At 66.6% G+C, this 15,361-nt stretch carries 11 protein-coding genes; 8 read left to right on the forward strand and 3 right to left on the reverse strand.

Annotation, left to right across the window (positions count from 1 at the left end; translation table 11 throughout):
- Nucleotides 1-21 precede the first annotated feature (21 nt).
- The 6 genes from SMAL_RS13210 to SMAL_RS13235 all read left to right on the forward strand — a co-directional run bounded on the left by SMAL_RS13210 (nt 22) and on the right by SMAL_RS13235 (nt 6,087).
- Entirely contained in the window at nt 22-543 is a 522-nt protein-coding gene (locus tag SMAL_RS13210) for a 3-hydroxyanthranilate 3,4-dioxygenase (protein ID WP_012511558.1), read from the forward strand.
- A gap of 141 nt (nt 544-684) precedes the next feature.
- On the forward strand, nt 685-1,959 hold the full coding sequence (gene kynU / locus SMAL_RS13215) for a kynureninase (protein ID WP_006376546.1): 1,275 nt from the start codon (nt 685-687) through the stop codon (nt 1,957-1,959).
- 31 nt (nt 1,960-1,990) lie between these two features.
- Nucleotides 1,991-3,358, forward strand: coding sequence for an FAD-dependent oxidoreductase (locus tag SMAL_RS13220; protein ID WP_012511559.1), 1,368 nt, complete (start codon nt 1,991-1,993; stop codon nt 3,356-3,358).
- Entirely contained in the window at nt 3,358-4,797 is a 1,440-nt protein-coding gene (gene sbcB / locus SMAL_RS13225; protein WP_012511560.1) for an exodeoxyribonuclease I, read from the forward strand. Before SMAL_RS13220 ends, sbcB begins: the two co-directional genes overlap by 1 nt.
- Nucleotides 4,794-5,480, forward strand: a complete 687-nt coding sequence (locus tag SMAL_RS13230; protein ID WP_012511561.1) for a DUF2461 domain-containing protein — start codon at nt 4,794-4,796, stop codon at nt 5,478-5,480. The genes sbcB and SMAL_RS13230 overlap by 4 nt, the downstream gene beginning before the upstream one ends.
- A gap of 55 nt (nt 5,481-5,535) precedes the next feature.
- Complete coding sequence (locus SMAL_RS13235) at nt 5,536-6,087, forward strand: DUF2939 domain-containing protein (protein WP_012511562.1); 552 nt, start codon at nt 5,536-5,538, stop codon at nt 6,085-6,087.
- A 153-nt stretch (nt 6,088-6,240) separates the two neighbouring features.
- Here the strand turns inward: SMAL_RS13235 and SMAL_RS13240 are convergent, their stop codons facing one another.
- From SMAL_RS13240 to SMAL_RS13250, 3 genes are all read right to left on the reverse strand, one after another.
- The gene (locus tag SMAL_RS13240; RefSeq protein ID WP_012511563.1) at nt 6,241-7,185 is read right to left on the reverse strand and encodes a 5'-nucleotidase; all 945 of its coding nucleotides are present in this window, start codon (nt 7,183-7,185) and stop codon (nt 6,241-6,243) included.
- Between the two features lie 48 nt (nt 7,186-7,233).
- A complete protein-coding gene (locus SMAL_RS13245; protein WP_006376667.1) occupies nt 7,234-8,007 on the reverse strand; it encodes an NAD kinase in 774 nt (257 codons plus the stop codon).
- 190 nt (nt 8,008-8,197) lie between these two features.
- The gene (locus SMAL_RS13250; RefSeq protein WP_012511564.1) at nt 8,198-13,174 is read right to left on the reverse strand and encodes an NAD-glutamate dehydrogenase; all 4,977 of its coding nucleotides are present in this window, start codon (nt 13,172-13,174) and stop codon (nt 8,198-8,200) included.
- Between the two features lie 250 nt (nt 13,175-13,424).
- Between SMAL_RS13250 and SMAL_RS13255 the strand changes: the two genes are divergently transcribed.
- Both SMAL_RS13255 and SMAL_RS13260 read left to right on the forward strand, forming a co-directional pair.
- Complete coding sequence (locus SMAL_RS13255) at nt 13,425-14,081, forward strand: TetR/AcrR family transcriptional regulator (protein ID WP_012511565.1); 657 nt, start codon at nt 13,425-13,427, stop codon at nt 14,079-14,081.
- Nucleotides 14,081-15,349 (forward strand): efflux RND transporter periplasmic adaptor subunit, encoded by a 1,269-nt coding sequence (locus SMAL_RS13260; RefSeq protein ID WP_012511566.1) that lies wholly within the window; start codon nt 14,081-14,083, stop codon nt 15,347-15,349. Before SMAL_RS13255 ends, SMAL_RS13260 begins: the two co-directional genes overlap by 1 nt.
- The last annotated feature ends 12 nt before the right edge of the window (nt 15,350-15,361 follow it).

The following is a 15,361-nucleotide window of genomic DNA, read 5'->3' on the forward strand; positions in this document are numbered from 1 at the left end:
CCCTCCCTTACGGACACCCCCATGCTTGCCTCCCCCATCAACCTGTTGGGCTGGATCGAGGAAAACCGGCATCTGTTGAAGCCGCCGGTCGGCAACAAGATGATCGACAACGGCGATTTCATCGTGATGGTGGTCGGCGGGCCGAACAGCCGCACCGATTTCCACTACGACGAAGGCCCGGAGTGGTTCTACCAGCTCGAAGGCGAGATGGTGCTGAAGGTGCAGGAGGATGGCGCGGTGCGTGACATCCCGATCCGCGCCGGCGAGATCTTCCTGCTGCCGGCGAAGGTTCCGCACTCGCCGCGGCGCCCGCCCGGTGGCATCGGCCTGGTGGTCGAGCGCAAGCGCCTGCCGCACGAGATGGACGGCGTGATCTGGCATTGCGAACTTTGCAACCACAAGCTGCACGAAGAGTTCTTCCCGCTGCAGAACATCGAAACCGACCTGCCGAAGGTGTTCGCGCGTTACCACGCCAGCCTGGAGCTGCGTACCTGCAGCCAGTGCGGGCACGTGGACCCGCTGCCGGCGCCGGCGGCGGGCTGAACGTTCGCCGGGCATGGCCCGGCGCTACCGGGACGTGTGATCTCCGGGTAGCGCCGGGCCATGCCCGGCGAGCGCACCGCGCGGCATCACGCATGCCCCAGGCGCTACACTGGCGGTCCCGTTGCAGCCTGTTGCCCGACCATGTCCGACCTGCTCAGTCGCACCCACGCCATCGCCCTGGACGCCGCCGATCCGCTGCGCCCGCTGCGCAGTGAATTCCTGATTCCGCGCCATGGTGGCGGCGAGCAGACCTACTTCGTCGGCAACTCTCTGGGCCTGCAGCCGCGCGGCGCACAGGCCGCCGTGCAGGAAGTGATGAAGCAGTGGGGCGAGCTGGCCGTGGAAGGCCACTTCACCGGCCCCACGCAGTGGCTGTCCTATCACCGTCTGGTCAGCGCACAACTGGCCCGCGTGGTCGGCGCGCTGCCCAGCGAAGTGGTGGCGATGAACACGCTGAGCGTGAACCTGCACCTGATGATGGTCAGCTTCTACCGGCCAACCGCCGAGCGTCCGGTGATCCTGATGGAGGCCGGCGCGTTCCCGACCGACCGCCACGCCGTGGAAGCACAGATCCGCTTCCATGGTTTCGACCCGGCCGAGTGCCTGGTGGAAGTGCAGCCGGATGAAACCAACGGCACGATCTCGCTGACCGCGATCGAGCGCGCCATCGCCGAGCACGGTCCGCGCCTGGCGCTGGTGCTGTGGCCGGGCGTGCAATACCGCACCGGCCAGGCCTTCGATCTGGATGCGATCACCCGCGCCGCCCGCCTGCAGGGTTCGCGCATCGGCTTCGATCTCGCCCACTCGGTCGGCAACCTGCCACTGCGCCTGCATGACGTGGCCCCCGACTTCGCCGTGTGGTGCCACTACAAGTACCTCAACAGCGGCCCGGGTGCGGTGGCCGGCGCCTTCGTGCACGAACGCCACCATCGCGACAGCAGCCTGCCGCGCTTCGCCGGTTGGTGGGGGCACGAGGAATCCACCCGCTTCCAGATGGCGCCGCAGTTCACCCCGGCCATCGGCGCTGAAGGCTGGCAGCTGAGCAATCCGCCGATCCTCGGCCTGGCACCGCTGCGCGCCTCGCTGGACCTGTTTGAGCGCGCCGGCATGGAGGCGCTGCGCAGCAAGTCGCAGGGACTGACCGGCATGCTGGAAGCATTGGTGCGTGCGCGCCTGGCCAACGTGCTGGACATCATCACGCCGGCCGAACCTCAGCGCCGTGGTTGCCAGTTGTCACTGCGCGTCATCGGTGGCCGCGAGCGTGGCCGCGCCCTGTTCGAGCACCTGCGCGGCATTGGCGTGCTCGGCGACTGGCGCGAGCCCGACGTGATCCGTATTTCGCCGACCCCGCTCTACAACCGCTACCTGGACGTGCACCACTTCGTCGAGGAAGTGGAAGCCTGGGCCGGCCTCTAAGCCAGCCCTTCCCCTACTGCTGGACAGTTCGTTGATCGCACACGCATCCCGCTCGTTGAGCATTATCGGTGCCGGCCTCGCCGGGTCCCTGCTGGCCATCCTGCTGTCACGCCAGGGCTGGCGCATTACCCTGTACGAACGCCGCGGCGATCCGCGCGTGGCCGACTACGAGAGTGGCCGCTCGATCAACCTGGCGCTGGCCGAGCGTGGGCGCAACGCGCTGCGCCAGGCCGGCGTGGAAGACGAGGTGATGGCCCGCGCGGTGATGATGCGCGGGCGCATGGTGCACCCGCGCGAGGGCGAACCGCAGCTGCAGCGCTACGGCCGCGACGACAGCGAAGTGATCTGGTCGATCCATCGCAGGGATCTGAACACCACGCTGCTGGAGCTGGCCGAGCAGGCCGGCGCCACCGTGCACTTCCACCGCCGCCTGCACACCGTCGATTTCGATGCGGGTTACGCACGCTTCATCGATGACCGTGACGACAGCCCTCACGACATCCGTTTCGACACCCTGATCGGCGCCGACGGGGCCGGCTCGTCGCTGCGTGCGGCGATGAACCGGCGCGCACCGCTGGGCGAGGACATCGCCTTCCTCGACCATTCCTATAAGGAGTTGGAGATTCCGCCGGCCGCCGACGGCAGCTTCCGCATCGAGCGCAACGCACTACACATCTGGCCGCGCGGCCACTACATGTGCATCGCCCTGCCCAACCACGAAGGCACCTTCACCGTCACTCTGTTCCTGCCCAACCAGGGTGATCCCAGCTTCGCCACGGTCAACACCGGTGCACAGGCCGAGGCGCTGTTCGCACGCGAATTCGCCGACACCCTGCCGCTGATCCCCGACCTGCGCGCCGACTGGGAACAACACCCGCCGGGCCTGCTTGGCACGCTCACGCTGGAGCGCTGGCATCAGCAGGGCCGTGCCGTACTGATCGGCGACGCCGCACATGCGATGGTGCCGTTCCACGGCCAGGGCATGAATTGCGCGTTCGAGGACTGTATTGCGCTGGCCCGTCACCTGACGGAGGCCGACGACCTGGAAGGCGCGTTCGCCGCGTTCGAGGCCGAGCGCAAACCGAATGCCCGGGCGATCCAGCAGATGGCATTGGAAAACTACCTGGAAATGCGTGACCGCGTGGCCGATCCCGCCTTCCTGCTGCAGCGCGAGCTGGAACAGGAGCTGCAACGGCGCTGGCCGACGCGCTTCGTGCCGCACTACACCATGGTCACCTTCCTGCACACACCCTACGCCGAGGCGCTGCGCCGCACCGACCTGCAACGCGGGATGCTGGTGGCGGCAACCACCGGCCACACCACATTGGACAACATCGACTGGGCCGCACTGGAAGCGCAGATCCACGCGCAGCTGCCGGTCCTGGAGGGCGCGCACTGATGGCCGACAGCTTCCTGTTCTACGACCTGGAAACCTTCGGCCAGGACCCGCGGCGCACGCGCATCTCGCAGTACGCCGCGATTCGTACTGACGCCGACCTCAACGAAATAGACACGCCGGTCAGCTTTTTCGTGCGCCCGGCCGATGATCTGCTGCCCTCGCCGATGGCCACGCTGGTGACCGGTATTACTCCGCAGCAGGCACTGGCCGAAGGCATCAGCGAAGCCGAAGCCTTCGACCGCATCAACGAGCAGCTGTCGCGGCCGGGCACCTGCGCGCTGGGCTACAACACCCTGCGCTTCGACGATGAGTTCGTCCGCTACGGCCTGTTCCGCAATTTCCACGACCCGTACGAACGCGAGTGGCGCAACGGCAATTCACGCTGGGACCTGCTGGACATGCTGCGGCTGATGCGCGCCATGCGCCCGGAGGGTATCCAGTGGCCGCTGCGCGAGGATGGCGCCACCTCGTTCAAGCTCGAACACCTGGCCGAAGCCAACAACGTGCGCGAAGGCGATGCGCACGAAGCGCTGTCCGACGTGCGCGCCACCATCGGCATGGCGCGGCTGTTCAAGCAGTCGCAGCCACGCCTGTGGGACTACGCCCTGAAGCTGCGCGACAAGCGCTTCGTCGGCAGCCTGCTGGACGTGGCCGCGATGAAGCCGGTACTGCACATTTCCATGCGCTACCCGGCCAGCCGCCTGTGCGCGGCACCGGTGCTGCCGCTGTCGATGCATCCCACCGTCAACAACCGGGTAATCGTGTTCGACCTGGACGGTGACATCGACGACCTGCTGGAACTTCCGGCCGAGGTGATCGCGCAGCGCCTGTACATGCGTGCCAGCGAACTGCCCGAGGGCGCGACGCGGGTGCCGCTGAAGGAAGTACAACTGAACAAGGTGCCGGCGCTGATCGCCTGGAACCACCTGCGTGCCGATGACCATGCGCGTCTCGGCCTGGACGTGGCCGCGATCGAGGCCAAGGCCGAGCGCCTGCGTGCGTTCGCCCCACAGCTGGCCGAGAAGGCACGACAGGTCTACAACCAGCCGCGCGTGGCCAATGTGGCCGACGTCGATGCCTCGCTGTACGACGGCTTCCTGGGTGCCGGCGACAAGCCACTGCTGGCACTGGCGCGCACCACCGCGCCGGAGCAGCTGGCCGCGCTCGAAGGCCGTTTCCGCGACCCGCGGCTGCCGGAGCTGCTGTTCCGCTACCGTGCGCGCAACCATCCCGACAGCCTCGCACCGGATGAACGCCAGCGCTGGCAGGATTACCGCCGCCAGCGCCTGCTCGGAGACGGCGGCCTGGGCGAACTCAACCTGCCCCAGTACCAGCAGCAGCTGGATGCACTGGCTGCCGAAGCGCCCGATGACGCGCGGCGCCAGGATCTGCTGCAGTCACTGCGCGACTGGGGCCAGCACCTGCAGGAGACCCTGTGAGCACATATTTTTCGGATGCCAGCTTCAAGTTCCTGCGCAGCTTGGCGCGGCACAACGACAAGGCGTGGTTCAACGATCATCGCCAGCAGTATGAAGACCATGTGCGGCAGCCGTTCCTGCGCCTGCTGGGCGACCTGCAGCCGGCACTGACCGAGGTCAGCGAGCACTTCCGCGCCGACACCCGCGGCGTCGGCGGTTCGCTGTTCCGCATCCATCGCGATGCGCGCTTTTCCAACGACAAGTCGCCGTACAAGACCTGGCAGGGTGCGCGCCTGTTCCATGAGCGCCGCCGCGAAGTGGCCGCGCCCTCGTTCTATGTGCACCTGCAGCCTGGCGAGAACTTCGTGGGTGCTGGCCTGTGGCATCCAGAGCCGGAAACCCAGCGCCGCGTGCGCCACTTCATCCTCGACAACCCCGGCAGCTGGAAAGCCGCCGCGCATGCACCGGCGCTGCGCAAGCGCTTCGACTTCGAGGAAAGCGAGAAGCTGGTTCGGCCGCCGCGCGGCTTCCCGGCCGACTTCGAGTTCATCGACGACCTGAAGCACCGCAACTGGGTGATGTGGCGCTCGCTGGACGATGCCACGATGACCGGCCCGCGCCTGCTGTCCACGCTGGGCAAGGACCTGGCCGCGCTCGGCCCGTTCGTCGACTATCTGTGCGCGGCGCTGGACCTGGAATTCTAGGTCGCATCACCTGCCGTTCACCACTGGCTGCGGCAGTTGCGGCAGTCTGGGCGGCATGAAGAAGCTCAGCGCACTCGTGGTCCTGCTGGTCCTGGCACTGGCCGCCTGGTGGTTTGGCGGCCCGTACATGACCGTGCACGGCCTGTCCAAGGCCATCGAACAGCGTGACACCGCCCGATTGGAGCGCTACGTCGACTTCCCGCGGGTACGCAGCAGCGTGCGCGCCCAGCTCAACGACTACCTGGTGCGCCAGGCCGGTCCGGATGTGGCAGCCAGCCCCTTCGGCGCCCTGCTCTACGGGCTGGGCGACCAGCTGGGCGGTGCGGCGGTGGAGACGCTGGTAACTCCGACTGGCATCGGCGCGATGCTGCAGGGCCATGTGCTGTGGAAGCGTGGCCGCAATGAACTGCAGGGAGGCGATGCATTCGGTCCGACCGAACCGGCGCGGCCGCTGAAGCATGCCGAGCACCATTTCGAAGCACTGGACCGCTTCGTGATCGACGTTGATCGTGGCCCGGGCCAGCCGCCGCTGAAGGTGGTGCTGGAACCGCAGGGCCTGCGCTGGAAGGTGGTGGACCTGCAGCTGGGGATGTCGGCCACCCAATAACCGGTAGCCGCCCACCTTGGTGGGCGCCGTTCAACCGAGGTGCCAACCAAGGTTGGCAACTACCGGAAGCACGGGACTCTGGTAGATGCCCACCTTGGTGGGCGCCGATGCATGGCAGTGCCAACCAACGGTTGGCACCCACCCGGCATGGTTTCAGCCTTCGTTGGCGACGCCGTGCGGCACGTGGCCAGCCGCCACATGCTCGCGGGCACTGTCGATGTTGTGCTGCGAATCATCGAAGAAGATGTCGGCACCAAAAGCCTGCAGGAACGGGCCCTTGTGGCGGCCGCCGAGGAACAGGGCCTCGTCCAGGCGCACACCCCATTCGCGCAGGGTGCGGATCACCCGTTCGTGCGCAGGTGCCGAGCGCGCGGTCACCAGCGCGGTACGGATCGGCGCACTATCACCCGCCGGGAACACTTCCTGCAGCGTATGCAGGGCCGACAGGAAACCGCGGAACGGCCCGCCGCTGAGCGGCTCGCGCGCACGCTCCCGCTCATGGCGACCAAAGGCTTCCACGCCCTGCTCGCGCGAAATGCGCTCACTCTCGTCACCGAAGATCACCGCATCGCCATCGAAGGCGATGCGCAGCTGCCCGGCCGGCCGTGTGATATCGATCTGGTCGGCGGCCGCGGCTGCAGTTTCGCCCGGCGGTTTGGGCAGGATGGTGGCCGCAGCGATCCCATGGCGCAGCGCGCTGCGCACCGATTCCGGGTTGGCCGACAGGAACAGGTCGGTGCCGAACGGCTTCACGTACGGCCAGGTCGGCTCGCCGGCGGTGAACGTCGCACGGATGATGCCCAGGCCGTAGTGCTGGATCGAGTTGAAGATGCGCAGGCCGGTATCGGCCGAGTTGCGCGACAGCAGGATCACCTCGACCCGAGGGTTCTCGGGGCTGGCGCCCTGGTTCAGCGCCAGCAGCTTGCGCACCACCGGGAACGCCACGCCGGGACCGAGGATGTCGTCCTCGTGCTGGCGCTGGAACTCGGCATAGGCCGCCACGCCATCGCTCTCGAACAGCGCGTGGCTTTCCTCGAGGTCGAACAGGGCGCGCGAGGTCACCGCGACGGTCAGCAAACGGGGGGAGTTGTCGCCCATCGGTGGGGGTCCTTCAAAGCGATCGGCGGGGCCGGCGGCCTATTGTCCTCAAAAAACGAACTGTTCGCTCAGGATCCGGTCTTCCAGGTTGTGCTCCGGGTCGAACAGCAGGGTCACGCGCCGGTCCTTGGACTCGCGGATGGTGACTTCGACCACATCACGGGTCTCGTGCGAGTCGGCAGTGACGCTGACCGGGCGCTTGTACGGATCAAGCACGCGGAAGCGCACCTCGGTGTCGGCCTTGAGGATCGCCCCGCGCCAGCGCCGCGGCCGGTACGGGGCCAACGGCGTCAGCGCGATGGTATGCGAGCCCAGCGGCAGCACCGGGCCATGCGCCGAATAGTTGTAGGCGGTGCTGCCGGCCGGGGTGGCCACCAGTACACCGTCACCGATCAGCTCGGCCACGCGCTCCTGGCCGTTGAGATCGATGCCGATATGCGCTGCCTGCCGGGTCTGGCGCAGCAATGACACGTCGTTGTAGGCCAGCGAACCGGTGCTGGTGCCCGATTCGGTCAGCGCCACCATCTCCAGCGGCCGCAGGTTGGCCGGCTCGGCACGGGCGATGCGCGCCTGTACGTCATCGTCGCCGCGGTACTGGTTCATCAGGAAGCCCACGGTACCCAGTTTCATGCCGAACACCGGCTTGCCCAGGTGACCATGCCGATGCAGGGTCTGCAGCATGAAGCCGTCGCCGCCCAGCGGGCACAGCACGTCGGCCTGCTCCGGCGCGTGGTCGCCATAGCGCGAAACCATCGCCGCGCGGGCCATCTGCGCGGGCTCGGTGGTGCTGGCCAGGAAAGCGATGCGGGGGGTGTCGCTCATCGGTGGATCCGGGTGGGTATGCCAACAAGAGCATACCCGGTAGTGCCGGCCGCTGGCCGGCAATCGCCCATGCGCGGAGATGCGGTTGCCGGCCAGCGGCCAGCACTACCCTTAAAAACAAAAAAACGGCCCCGCTTTCGCGGGGCCGTTCTGTCCAACGCACGCCGGGCATGGCCCGGCGCTACATCACTTACGCACCATGTGCAGCCAGTTGGCCCAGGCGCTGCACCGCGACCGAGACGGTCGGATAATCCAGGGTCTTCTGCTCAGCCAGTTCGGCCAGCATCGCCAGGGTGAAGCGCAGGCTGCTGTCGTCACGACCGATCCACGCGGCCACCTTGGCTTCAGCGGTGCTGCCCTTGGTGCCCAGTGCCTGGCCGGCCAGGCTGCGGTGGTGCGCAGCCAGCTCGTCGCGCAGCACGCCACGTGCCACCGCGTGCCAACGGCCATTGACCTCCAGCGCGTCGATCTGCTCGAACAGCCACGGCAGCTGCAGCGCATCGCCCAGGCGGAAGTGAATCTTGGACACATCCACAGGCTTCAGCTTGCGGGTACGGGCCAGTTCGATGATGTCGAACGCCGGCTCCAGGAAGTGCAGCTCGGCCAGCTGCTGCGCCAGCGCAGACGGCAGGCCCTTTTCCTTCCACTCGGCCACAAGGGCTTCGTAGGTCGGACGCTGCGAATCCGGCAGCACACCCGAAGCAACGCGGATGTCGTTGAACGGACCCTGGTAGCGGTTGACCGCCTCGGTGATGCCCGGCATCGGGCCCGGGCGCGACAGCAGCCAGCGCACGAACGAACGCTGCAGCTTCCAGATCACTTCCAGCGCATCGATCTGCACCGACTCCGGCAGGGTGCCGTCGAGGGCGTCGATCTGTGCCCACAGCGCGCGCGCGTCCAGCGTTTCGCGGCTGATGGTGTAGGCCTTGGCGACCTCGGCGATGGAACGGCCGGTGTCTTCCTGCATGCGCATCAGGAAGGTGGCGCCCATGCGGTTGATGGTCTGGTTGGTCACGGCCGTGGCGATGATTTCGCGCTTCAGGCGGTGACGCTCCATCGCATCGGCGTACTTCTTCTGCAGCGGCGTCGGGAAGTAGCGCTGCAGTTCCTTGGACAGGTACGGATCTTCCGGGATGTCCGAATCCAGCAGCTGGGCAAACGCCACCAGCTTGGAATAGGACAGCAGCACCGACAGTTCCGGACGGGTCAGGCCCTGGCCGCGCGCCTTGCGCTGGGACAACTCGGCATCGGACGGCAGGAACTCGATCTGGCGATCGAGCAGGCCCTGCTGTTCCAGGGTACGGATGAAGTGCTGCTTGGAACCCAGGCGCTTGACCGCCATCCGTTCCATCAGGCTCAGGGCCTGGTTCTGGCGGTAGTTGTCGTTGAGCACCAGCGCGGCCACTTCGTCGGTCATCGACGCCAGCAGCTTGTTGCGCTGTTCAACGGTCAGCTTCTTTGCCCGCACCACATCGTTGAGCAGGATCTTGATGTTAACTTCATGGTCGGAGGTATCCACACCGGCCGAATTGTCGATGAAGTCGGTGTTGAGCAGCACGCCGGCCTGGGCAGCTTCGATGCGGCCAAGCTGGGTCATGCCCAGGTTGCCGCCCTCGCCCACCACCTTGCAGCGCAGCTCACCACCGTTCACGCGCAGTGCGTTGTTGGCACGGTCGCCGACATCGCTGTGCTGCTCGCTGGCCGCCTTGACGTAGGTACCGATGCCGCCGTTCCACAGCAGGTCGACCGGCGCCTTCAGGATCGCGCTCATCAGATCGTTCGGCGACAGCGCCTTGACACTCTCGTCCAGGCCCAGCACGTCACGCACCTGCGGGGTGATCTCGATCGACTTCAGGCTGCGCGGGTACACGCCGCCGCCCTTGCTGATCAGCTTGGCATCGTAGTCCGCCCAACTCGAACGCGGCACGGTGAACAGGCGCTCACGCTCGACGAACGTGGTGGCCGCATCCGGGTTCGGGTCCAGGAAGATGTGGCGGTGGTCGAACGCAGCCAGCAGGCGGATGTGGCGCGACAGCAGCATGCCGTTGCCGAACACGTCGCCGGACATGTCGCCGACGCCGACCGCAGTGAAGTCCTGGCTCTGGCTGTCACGGCCCAGCGCACGGAAGTGGCGCTTGACCGACTCCCACGCACCGCGAGCGGTGATGCCCATGCCCTTGTGGTCGTAACCGACCGAACCACCGGAGGCGAAGGCATCGCCCATCCAGAAGCCGTGCGCGATGGCCAGGCCGTTGGCGATGTCGGAGAAGGTCGCGGTGCCCTTGTCGGCGGCCACCACCAGGTACGGATCGTCCATGTCGTGACGGACCACATCCACCGGCGGCACGATCTTGTTGTTGACGATGTTGTCGGTGATGTCCAGCAGGCCCTGGATGAACAGCTTGTAGCAGGCCACGCCGTTGGCGAAGATCGCATCGCGATCGCCGTTCACCGGCGGCATCTTGGCGAAGAAGCCGCCCTTCGCGCCGACCGGCACGATGACGGTGTTCTTGACCATCTGCGCCTTGACCAGGCCCAGCACCTCGGTGCGGAAGTCTTCGCGACGATCCGACCAGCGCAGGCCACCACGGGCCACCGCACCAAAGCGCAGGTGGGTACCTTCCACGCGCGGGCCGTACACGAAGATTTCGCGGTACGGACGCGGCTTGGGCAGGTCCGGCACCAGCGCCGAATCGAACTTGAAGCTGATGACATGGCCGTGCTGGCCATTGGCATCGGTCTGGTAGTAGCTGGTACGCAGGGTCGCATCGATCACGCCCATGAACGAGCGCAGGATGCGGTCCTCGTCCAGGCTCGACACGCGGTCCATCAGCTTCAGCAGCGCATCGCGCGCGGCCTGCATCTGCGCATCGCGGTCACCCTTGCGGGCATCGACCACGGTCTTGAGCACCTTCAGCGTGGCCTCGTCACCTGCAGCCAGCACATCCAGGTGTGCCTTCAGCTGGGCCTGGCCGGCGGCGATGTCGTCCTTGCTTTCGTGGCCGGTGGCCGGATCGAAGCGGGCTTCGAACAGCTCCACCAGCAGGCGTGCCAGCAGCGGGTAACGGGTGAAGGTGCCTTCCACGTAGGCCTGCGAGAACGGCACGCCGGTCTGCAGCAGGTACTTGCAGTAGCCACGCAGCATGGCGACCTGGCGCCAGTGCAGGCCGGCAGCCAGCACCAGGCGGTTGAACGCATCGTTCTCGGCATCGCCGTGCCAGACGCGGGCGAAGGTCTCGCCGAAGGCTTCATCGACGCTGGCGGCATCGATCGCACCAGCGGTCGATTCGACCTCGAAGTCCTGCACGTACACCGGCGCGTTGTCCACCGACAGGCGGTAAGGACGCTCGGCGATCACGCGCAGGCCCATGTTTTCCATCATCGGCAGCGCGTCCGACAGCGGGATGTCATCCAGCTGGCGATACAATTTCAGGCGCAGGCCATCACCGGATTCACGCGGCACCGCCTGCAGGCTCAGGCGCAGGTCGTCCGGGCCGGTCAGAGCATCGAGCTGGCTGACATCGTTGGCGGCAACAGCGGTGCTGTTGTCTTCGATGTAACCGGCCGGCAGCGCCTTGCCGATACGCGCAGCGATACGCAGGCCTTCGGCTTCACCATGGCGGGTAACCAGCGCTTCGCGCAGATCGTCCTGCCAGTTGCGCAGCACCTGGGCCAGCTTCTGCTCCAGTTCGGCGGTATCGACGTCGAGCATCTGGCCCGGCTTCGGGCGCACGATCAGGTGCACCTGGGCCAGCGGCGATTCGCCCAGCACCACCGAGCTGTCCACGTACTCACCGTGCAGCGCTTCCTTCAGCATCGCTTCGATGCGCAGGCGCACGTCGGTGTTGAAACGCTCGCGCGGCAGGTAGACCAGCGCGGAAATGAAACGGCTGTACTTGTCACGGCGCAGGAACAGGCGGCTGCGCACGCGCTCCTGCAGGCCCAGCACGCCCATTGCGGTGCGGAACAGTTCGTCCTCGCTGGACTGGAACAGTTCTTCGCGCGGCAGGGTTTCCAGGATATGGCGCAGCGCCTTGCCGCTGTGGCTCGAGCCGGCCAGGCCGGACTGCTTCATCACGTGTTCGTAGCGCTGGCGCACCAGCGGAATTTCCCACGGGCGACGGTTGTAGGCGCTGGAGGTGAACAGGCCGAGGAAGCGCTGCTCGCCGATGATCTTGCCCTTGGCGTCGAATTCCAGCACGCCGATATAGTCCATATAACCGGCGCGGTGCACGCGCGAACGGGCATTGGTCTTGGTCAGGATCAGCGCGTCCTTCAGCCCGGACGTGGTGTTCAGGCCCTGCGCGGCCAGGGTCTTGACCGGACGTGCGGCAGACTTGTCCTTGCCGCGCATCAGGCCCAGGCCGGTGTCGTTCAGCGGCGCCAGCACGTCTTCCTTGCCCTGCTTCTCGACGCGGTACTCGCGGTAGCCGAAGAAGGTGAAGTGGTTATCAGCGGCCCAGCGCAGGAATTCCTGCGCTTCCTTGCGCGAGGCATCGTCGACCGGCAGCTGGCGGCTGCCAAGGTCGTCGGCCAGCGCCAGCGCCTTGTCCTGCATCGGCTGCCAGTCGCGCACGATCGCACGCACTTCATCCAGCGCCTTGTTGATCGCCTGCTCGATGGCGGCCATGGCCTCGGCCGGCTGGCGGTCGATCTCCAGCAGCATCACCGATTCCAGCTGGCCGTCACCGACCTTGACCAGCTTGCCGGCCTTGTCGCGGGTGAAGCGCAGCACCGGGTGGCCCAGCACGTGGACGCCGACGCCCTGTTCGGCCAGCGACATGGTGACGGTGTCGACCAGGAACGGCATGTCGTCGTTGACGATCTGCAGCACGGTGTGCGGCGATTCCCAACCGTTGACCTTGGCAGTCGGATTGAACACGCGGACGTTGGCCTTGCCGGCCTTGCGGGCACGGGCGAACTCCAGCGTCTCAGCCGCGAGCGCGGCCCACTCTTCAGCGCTGTGGTGCGGGAACTCGTCCGCCTCCATGCGCTTGTAGAAATCAGTGGCGAAGGCCACTGCTTCGGCCTGTGCGGCCGCCGGGTAGCGCTTGCGCAAAGCCGTGTACACCGGCTCCAGGGAGAAACCAGCGGTCACTGCGACCTCCGACTCTGCTGGTTTGGTCTTGTTTTTCACGGTCTTGGCTGCGGTCTTTTGCGGTTTCATGGCAGAGCGGGGCGCTTGCTCAGTTGGGAAAATGAAATTGTAGCCCTACCGCACGAAAAGGCCTTGCTGCAGGACGGAATAAGTAGATTCGGGTTTGCTGCGGTTTAGACGCCTATTCAGTTCGCTCCGGTATGGAGTGATCAAGGCACGCAGCACTGCCGACAGGATCGGCAAAGCGTGTTACCGGAAGACACACGCGGCGACGACTGTGCGATTCCACAATCCTGAACTGGACGGTATAGTCCACCGCGTGAATCCGGCCTACCTCCCCGTTGCCCTCGACGCGCGCGATGAGCGCGTGTTCGACGCCGTGCGCGAACTGCTGGCCCAACAGGGCATGCAGATGAGCATGGACGCGGTGGCGCAGCACGCCGGATGCTCCAAGCAGACCCTGTATTCGCGCTACGGCAGCAAGCAGCAACTGCTGCGCCGGGTGATGCAGCGCCATGTCGGCCACGCCACCGGGGCCATGGTTCGTGCACTCCGCAGTGACGACCTGCGTGCCAGCCTGCTCCAGTTCGCCACCGACTTCCTGGAGCATTTCAACCAGCCGCACGTAGGACAGGCCTGTCGGCTGATTGCCGCCGACGCGTCCCAGTTTCCCGAAGAGGCGCGTACGCTGTACCGGCATGGTGCCGGCGCGTTGACGCTTCATCTTGCTGAATGGATTGAAACCGTTTGCAGGAGTGGTCAGCTCCGGCATGACGACCCGCACTTCATGGCCGAACTGCTGCTGAGCATGATCGCCGGTCAGGATTTCGACAAACAGCGCTTCCATACCCCCCATCGTGATGACGCGCAGCTGCGTCGGCGCTGGGCAGAGTTCTCCGTCGACAGCTTCCTGCGCGCCTTTGCGCCACAGCCGTCGCCGGCCCCGTCTACAAACCAACCCCGGAGTTCCTCCTGATGACCGCCCCACTCCGCACCCTTGCCCTGACGTGCGCCGTTGCTGTCGCGCTGGCTGCCTGCAAGAAGCCGGAACAGCAGATGCCCCCGCCGCCGGAGGTGGGCGTGATCGACGCCAAGCCGCAGACCTTGCCGCTGCAGCGTGAGCTGGTCGGCCGCCTGTCGCCGTTCCGCAGCGCCGACGTGCGTGCGCGCGTGCCGGGCGTGCTGCTCAAGCGCGTCTACCAGGAAGGCTCCCAGGTCAAGCAGGGCCAGACCCTGTTCCTGATCGATCCGGCCCCGTTGCGCGCCTCGCTCAATGCCTCCGAGGCGCAGCTGGCCTCTGCCCGTGCAACCTACGCCAACGCCAAGGTCGCCGCCGACCGTGCGCGCTCGCTGGCCCCGCAGCAGTTCGTTTCCAAGTCCGACCTGGACAACGCCGAATCGGCCGAACGCACCGCGCTGGCCGCGGTCAAGCAGGCCGAAGCGGCAGTGACCTCTTCGCGCATCAACCTGGGCTACACCGAAGTGACCGCGCCGATCAGTGGCGTGGCCAACAAGCAGCAGGTCACCGAAGGCGCGCTGGTCGGCCAGGGCGATGTGACCCTGCTGACCACCGTCGACCAGCTCGACCCGCTGTACGTGAACTTCTCGCTGAGCGTGGATGAGCTGACCCAGCTGCGCGCGCAGCAGGCCAAGGGCGCGCTGGCGCTGTCGGGCGACGGCAAGGCCACGGTCAACGTCAAGCTGGCCGACGGCAGCACCTACAGCGAACCGGGCACCCTGGACTTCTCCTCGACCACGGTCGACCCGGCCACCGGCGCGGTGTCGCTGCGTGCGCAGCTGCCGAACCCGCAGCAGATCCTGCTGCCGGGTGCCTTCGTCAGCTTCCAGGCCAACCTGGGCGAACGCAACAACGCCTACCTGGTGCCGCAGCAGGCGCTGCTGCGCGACACCACCGGCGGCTACGTGATGGTGGTCGGCACCGACGGCAAGGTCGTGCGCAAGAACGTCAAGACCGATGGTGCGCAGAACGGCAGCTGGCTGGTCAGCGACGGCCTGGCCGCCGGTGACAAGGTGATCGTGGCCGGCGTGCAGAAGGTCAAGGAAGGCGCACCGGCGGTGGCCAAGCCGTGGACACCGGGCCAGGATGCCAACGGCAAGCCTGCCGCTGGCGGCGCCGCTCCGGCGGGCGCAGCACCGGCCGCAGCCAAGGCACCGGCCGCATCGGCCAAGCCCGAGCAGGCCGATGCGGCCAAGCCGGCCGCCACCGATTCGAACAAGCAGTAACGGGAACCTTCC

Source organism: Stenotrophomonas maltophilia R551-3, assembly GCF_000020665.1.
Taxonomy (GTDB): domain Bacteria; phylum Pseudomonadota; class Gammaproteobacteria; order Xanthomonadales; family Xanthomonadaceae; genus Stenotrophomonas; species Stenotrophomonas maltophilia_L.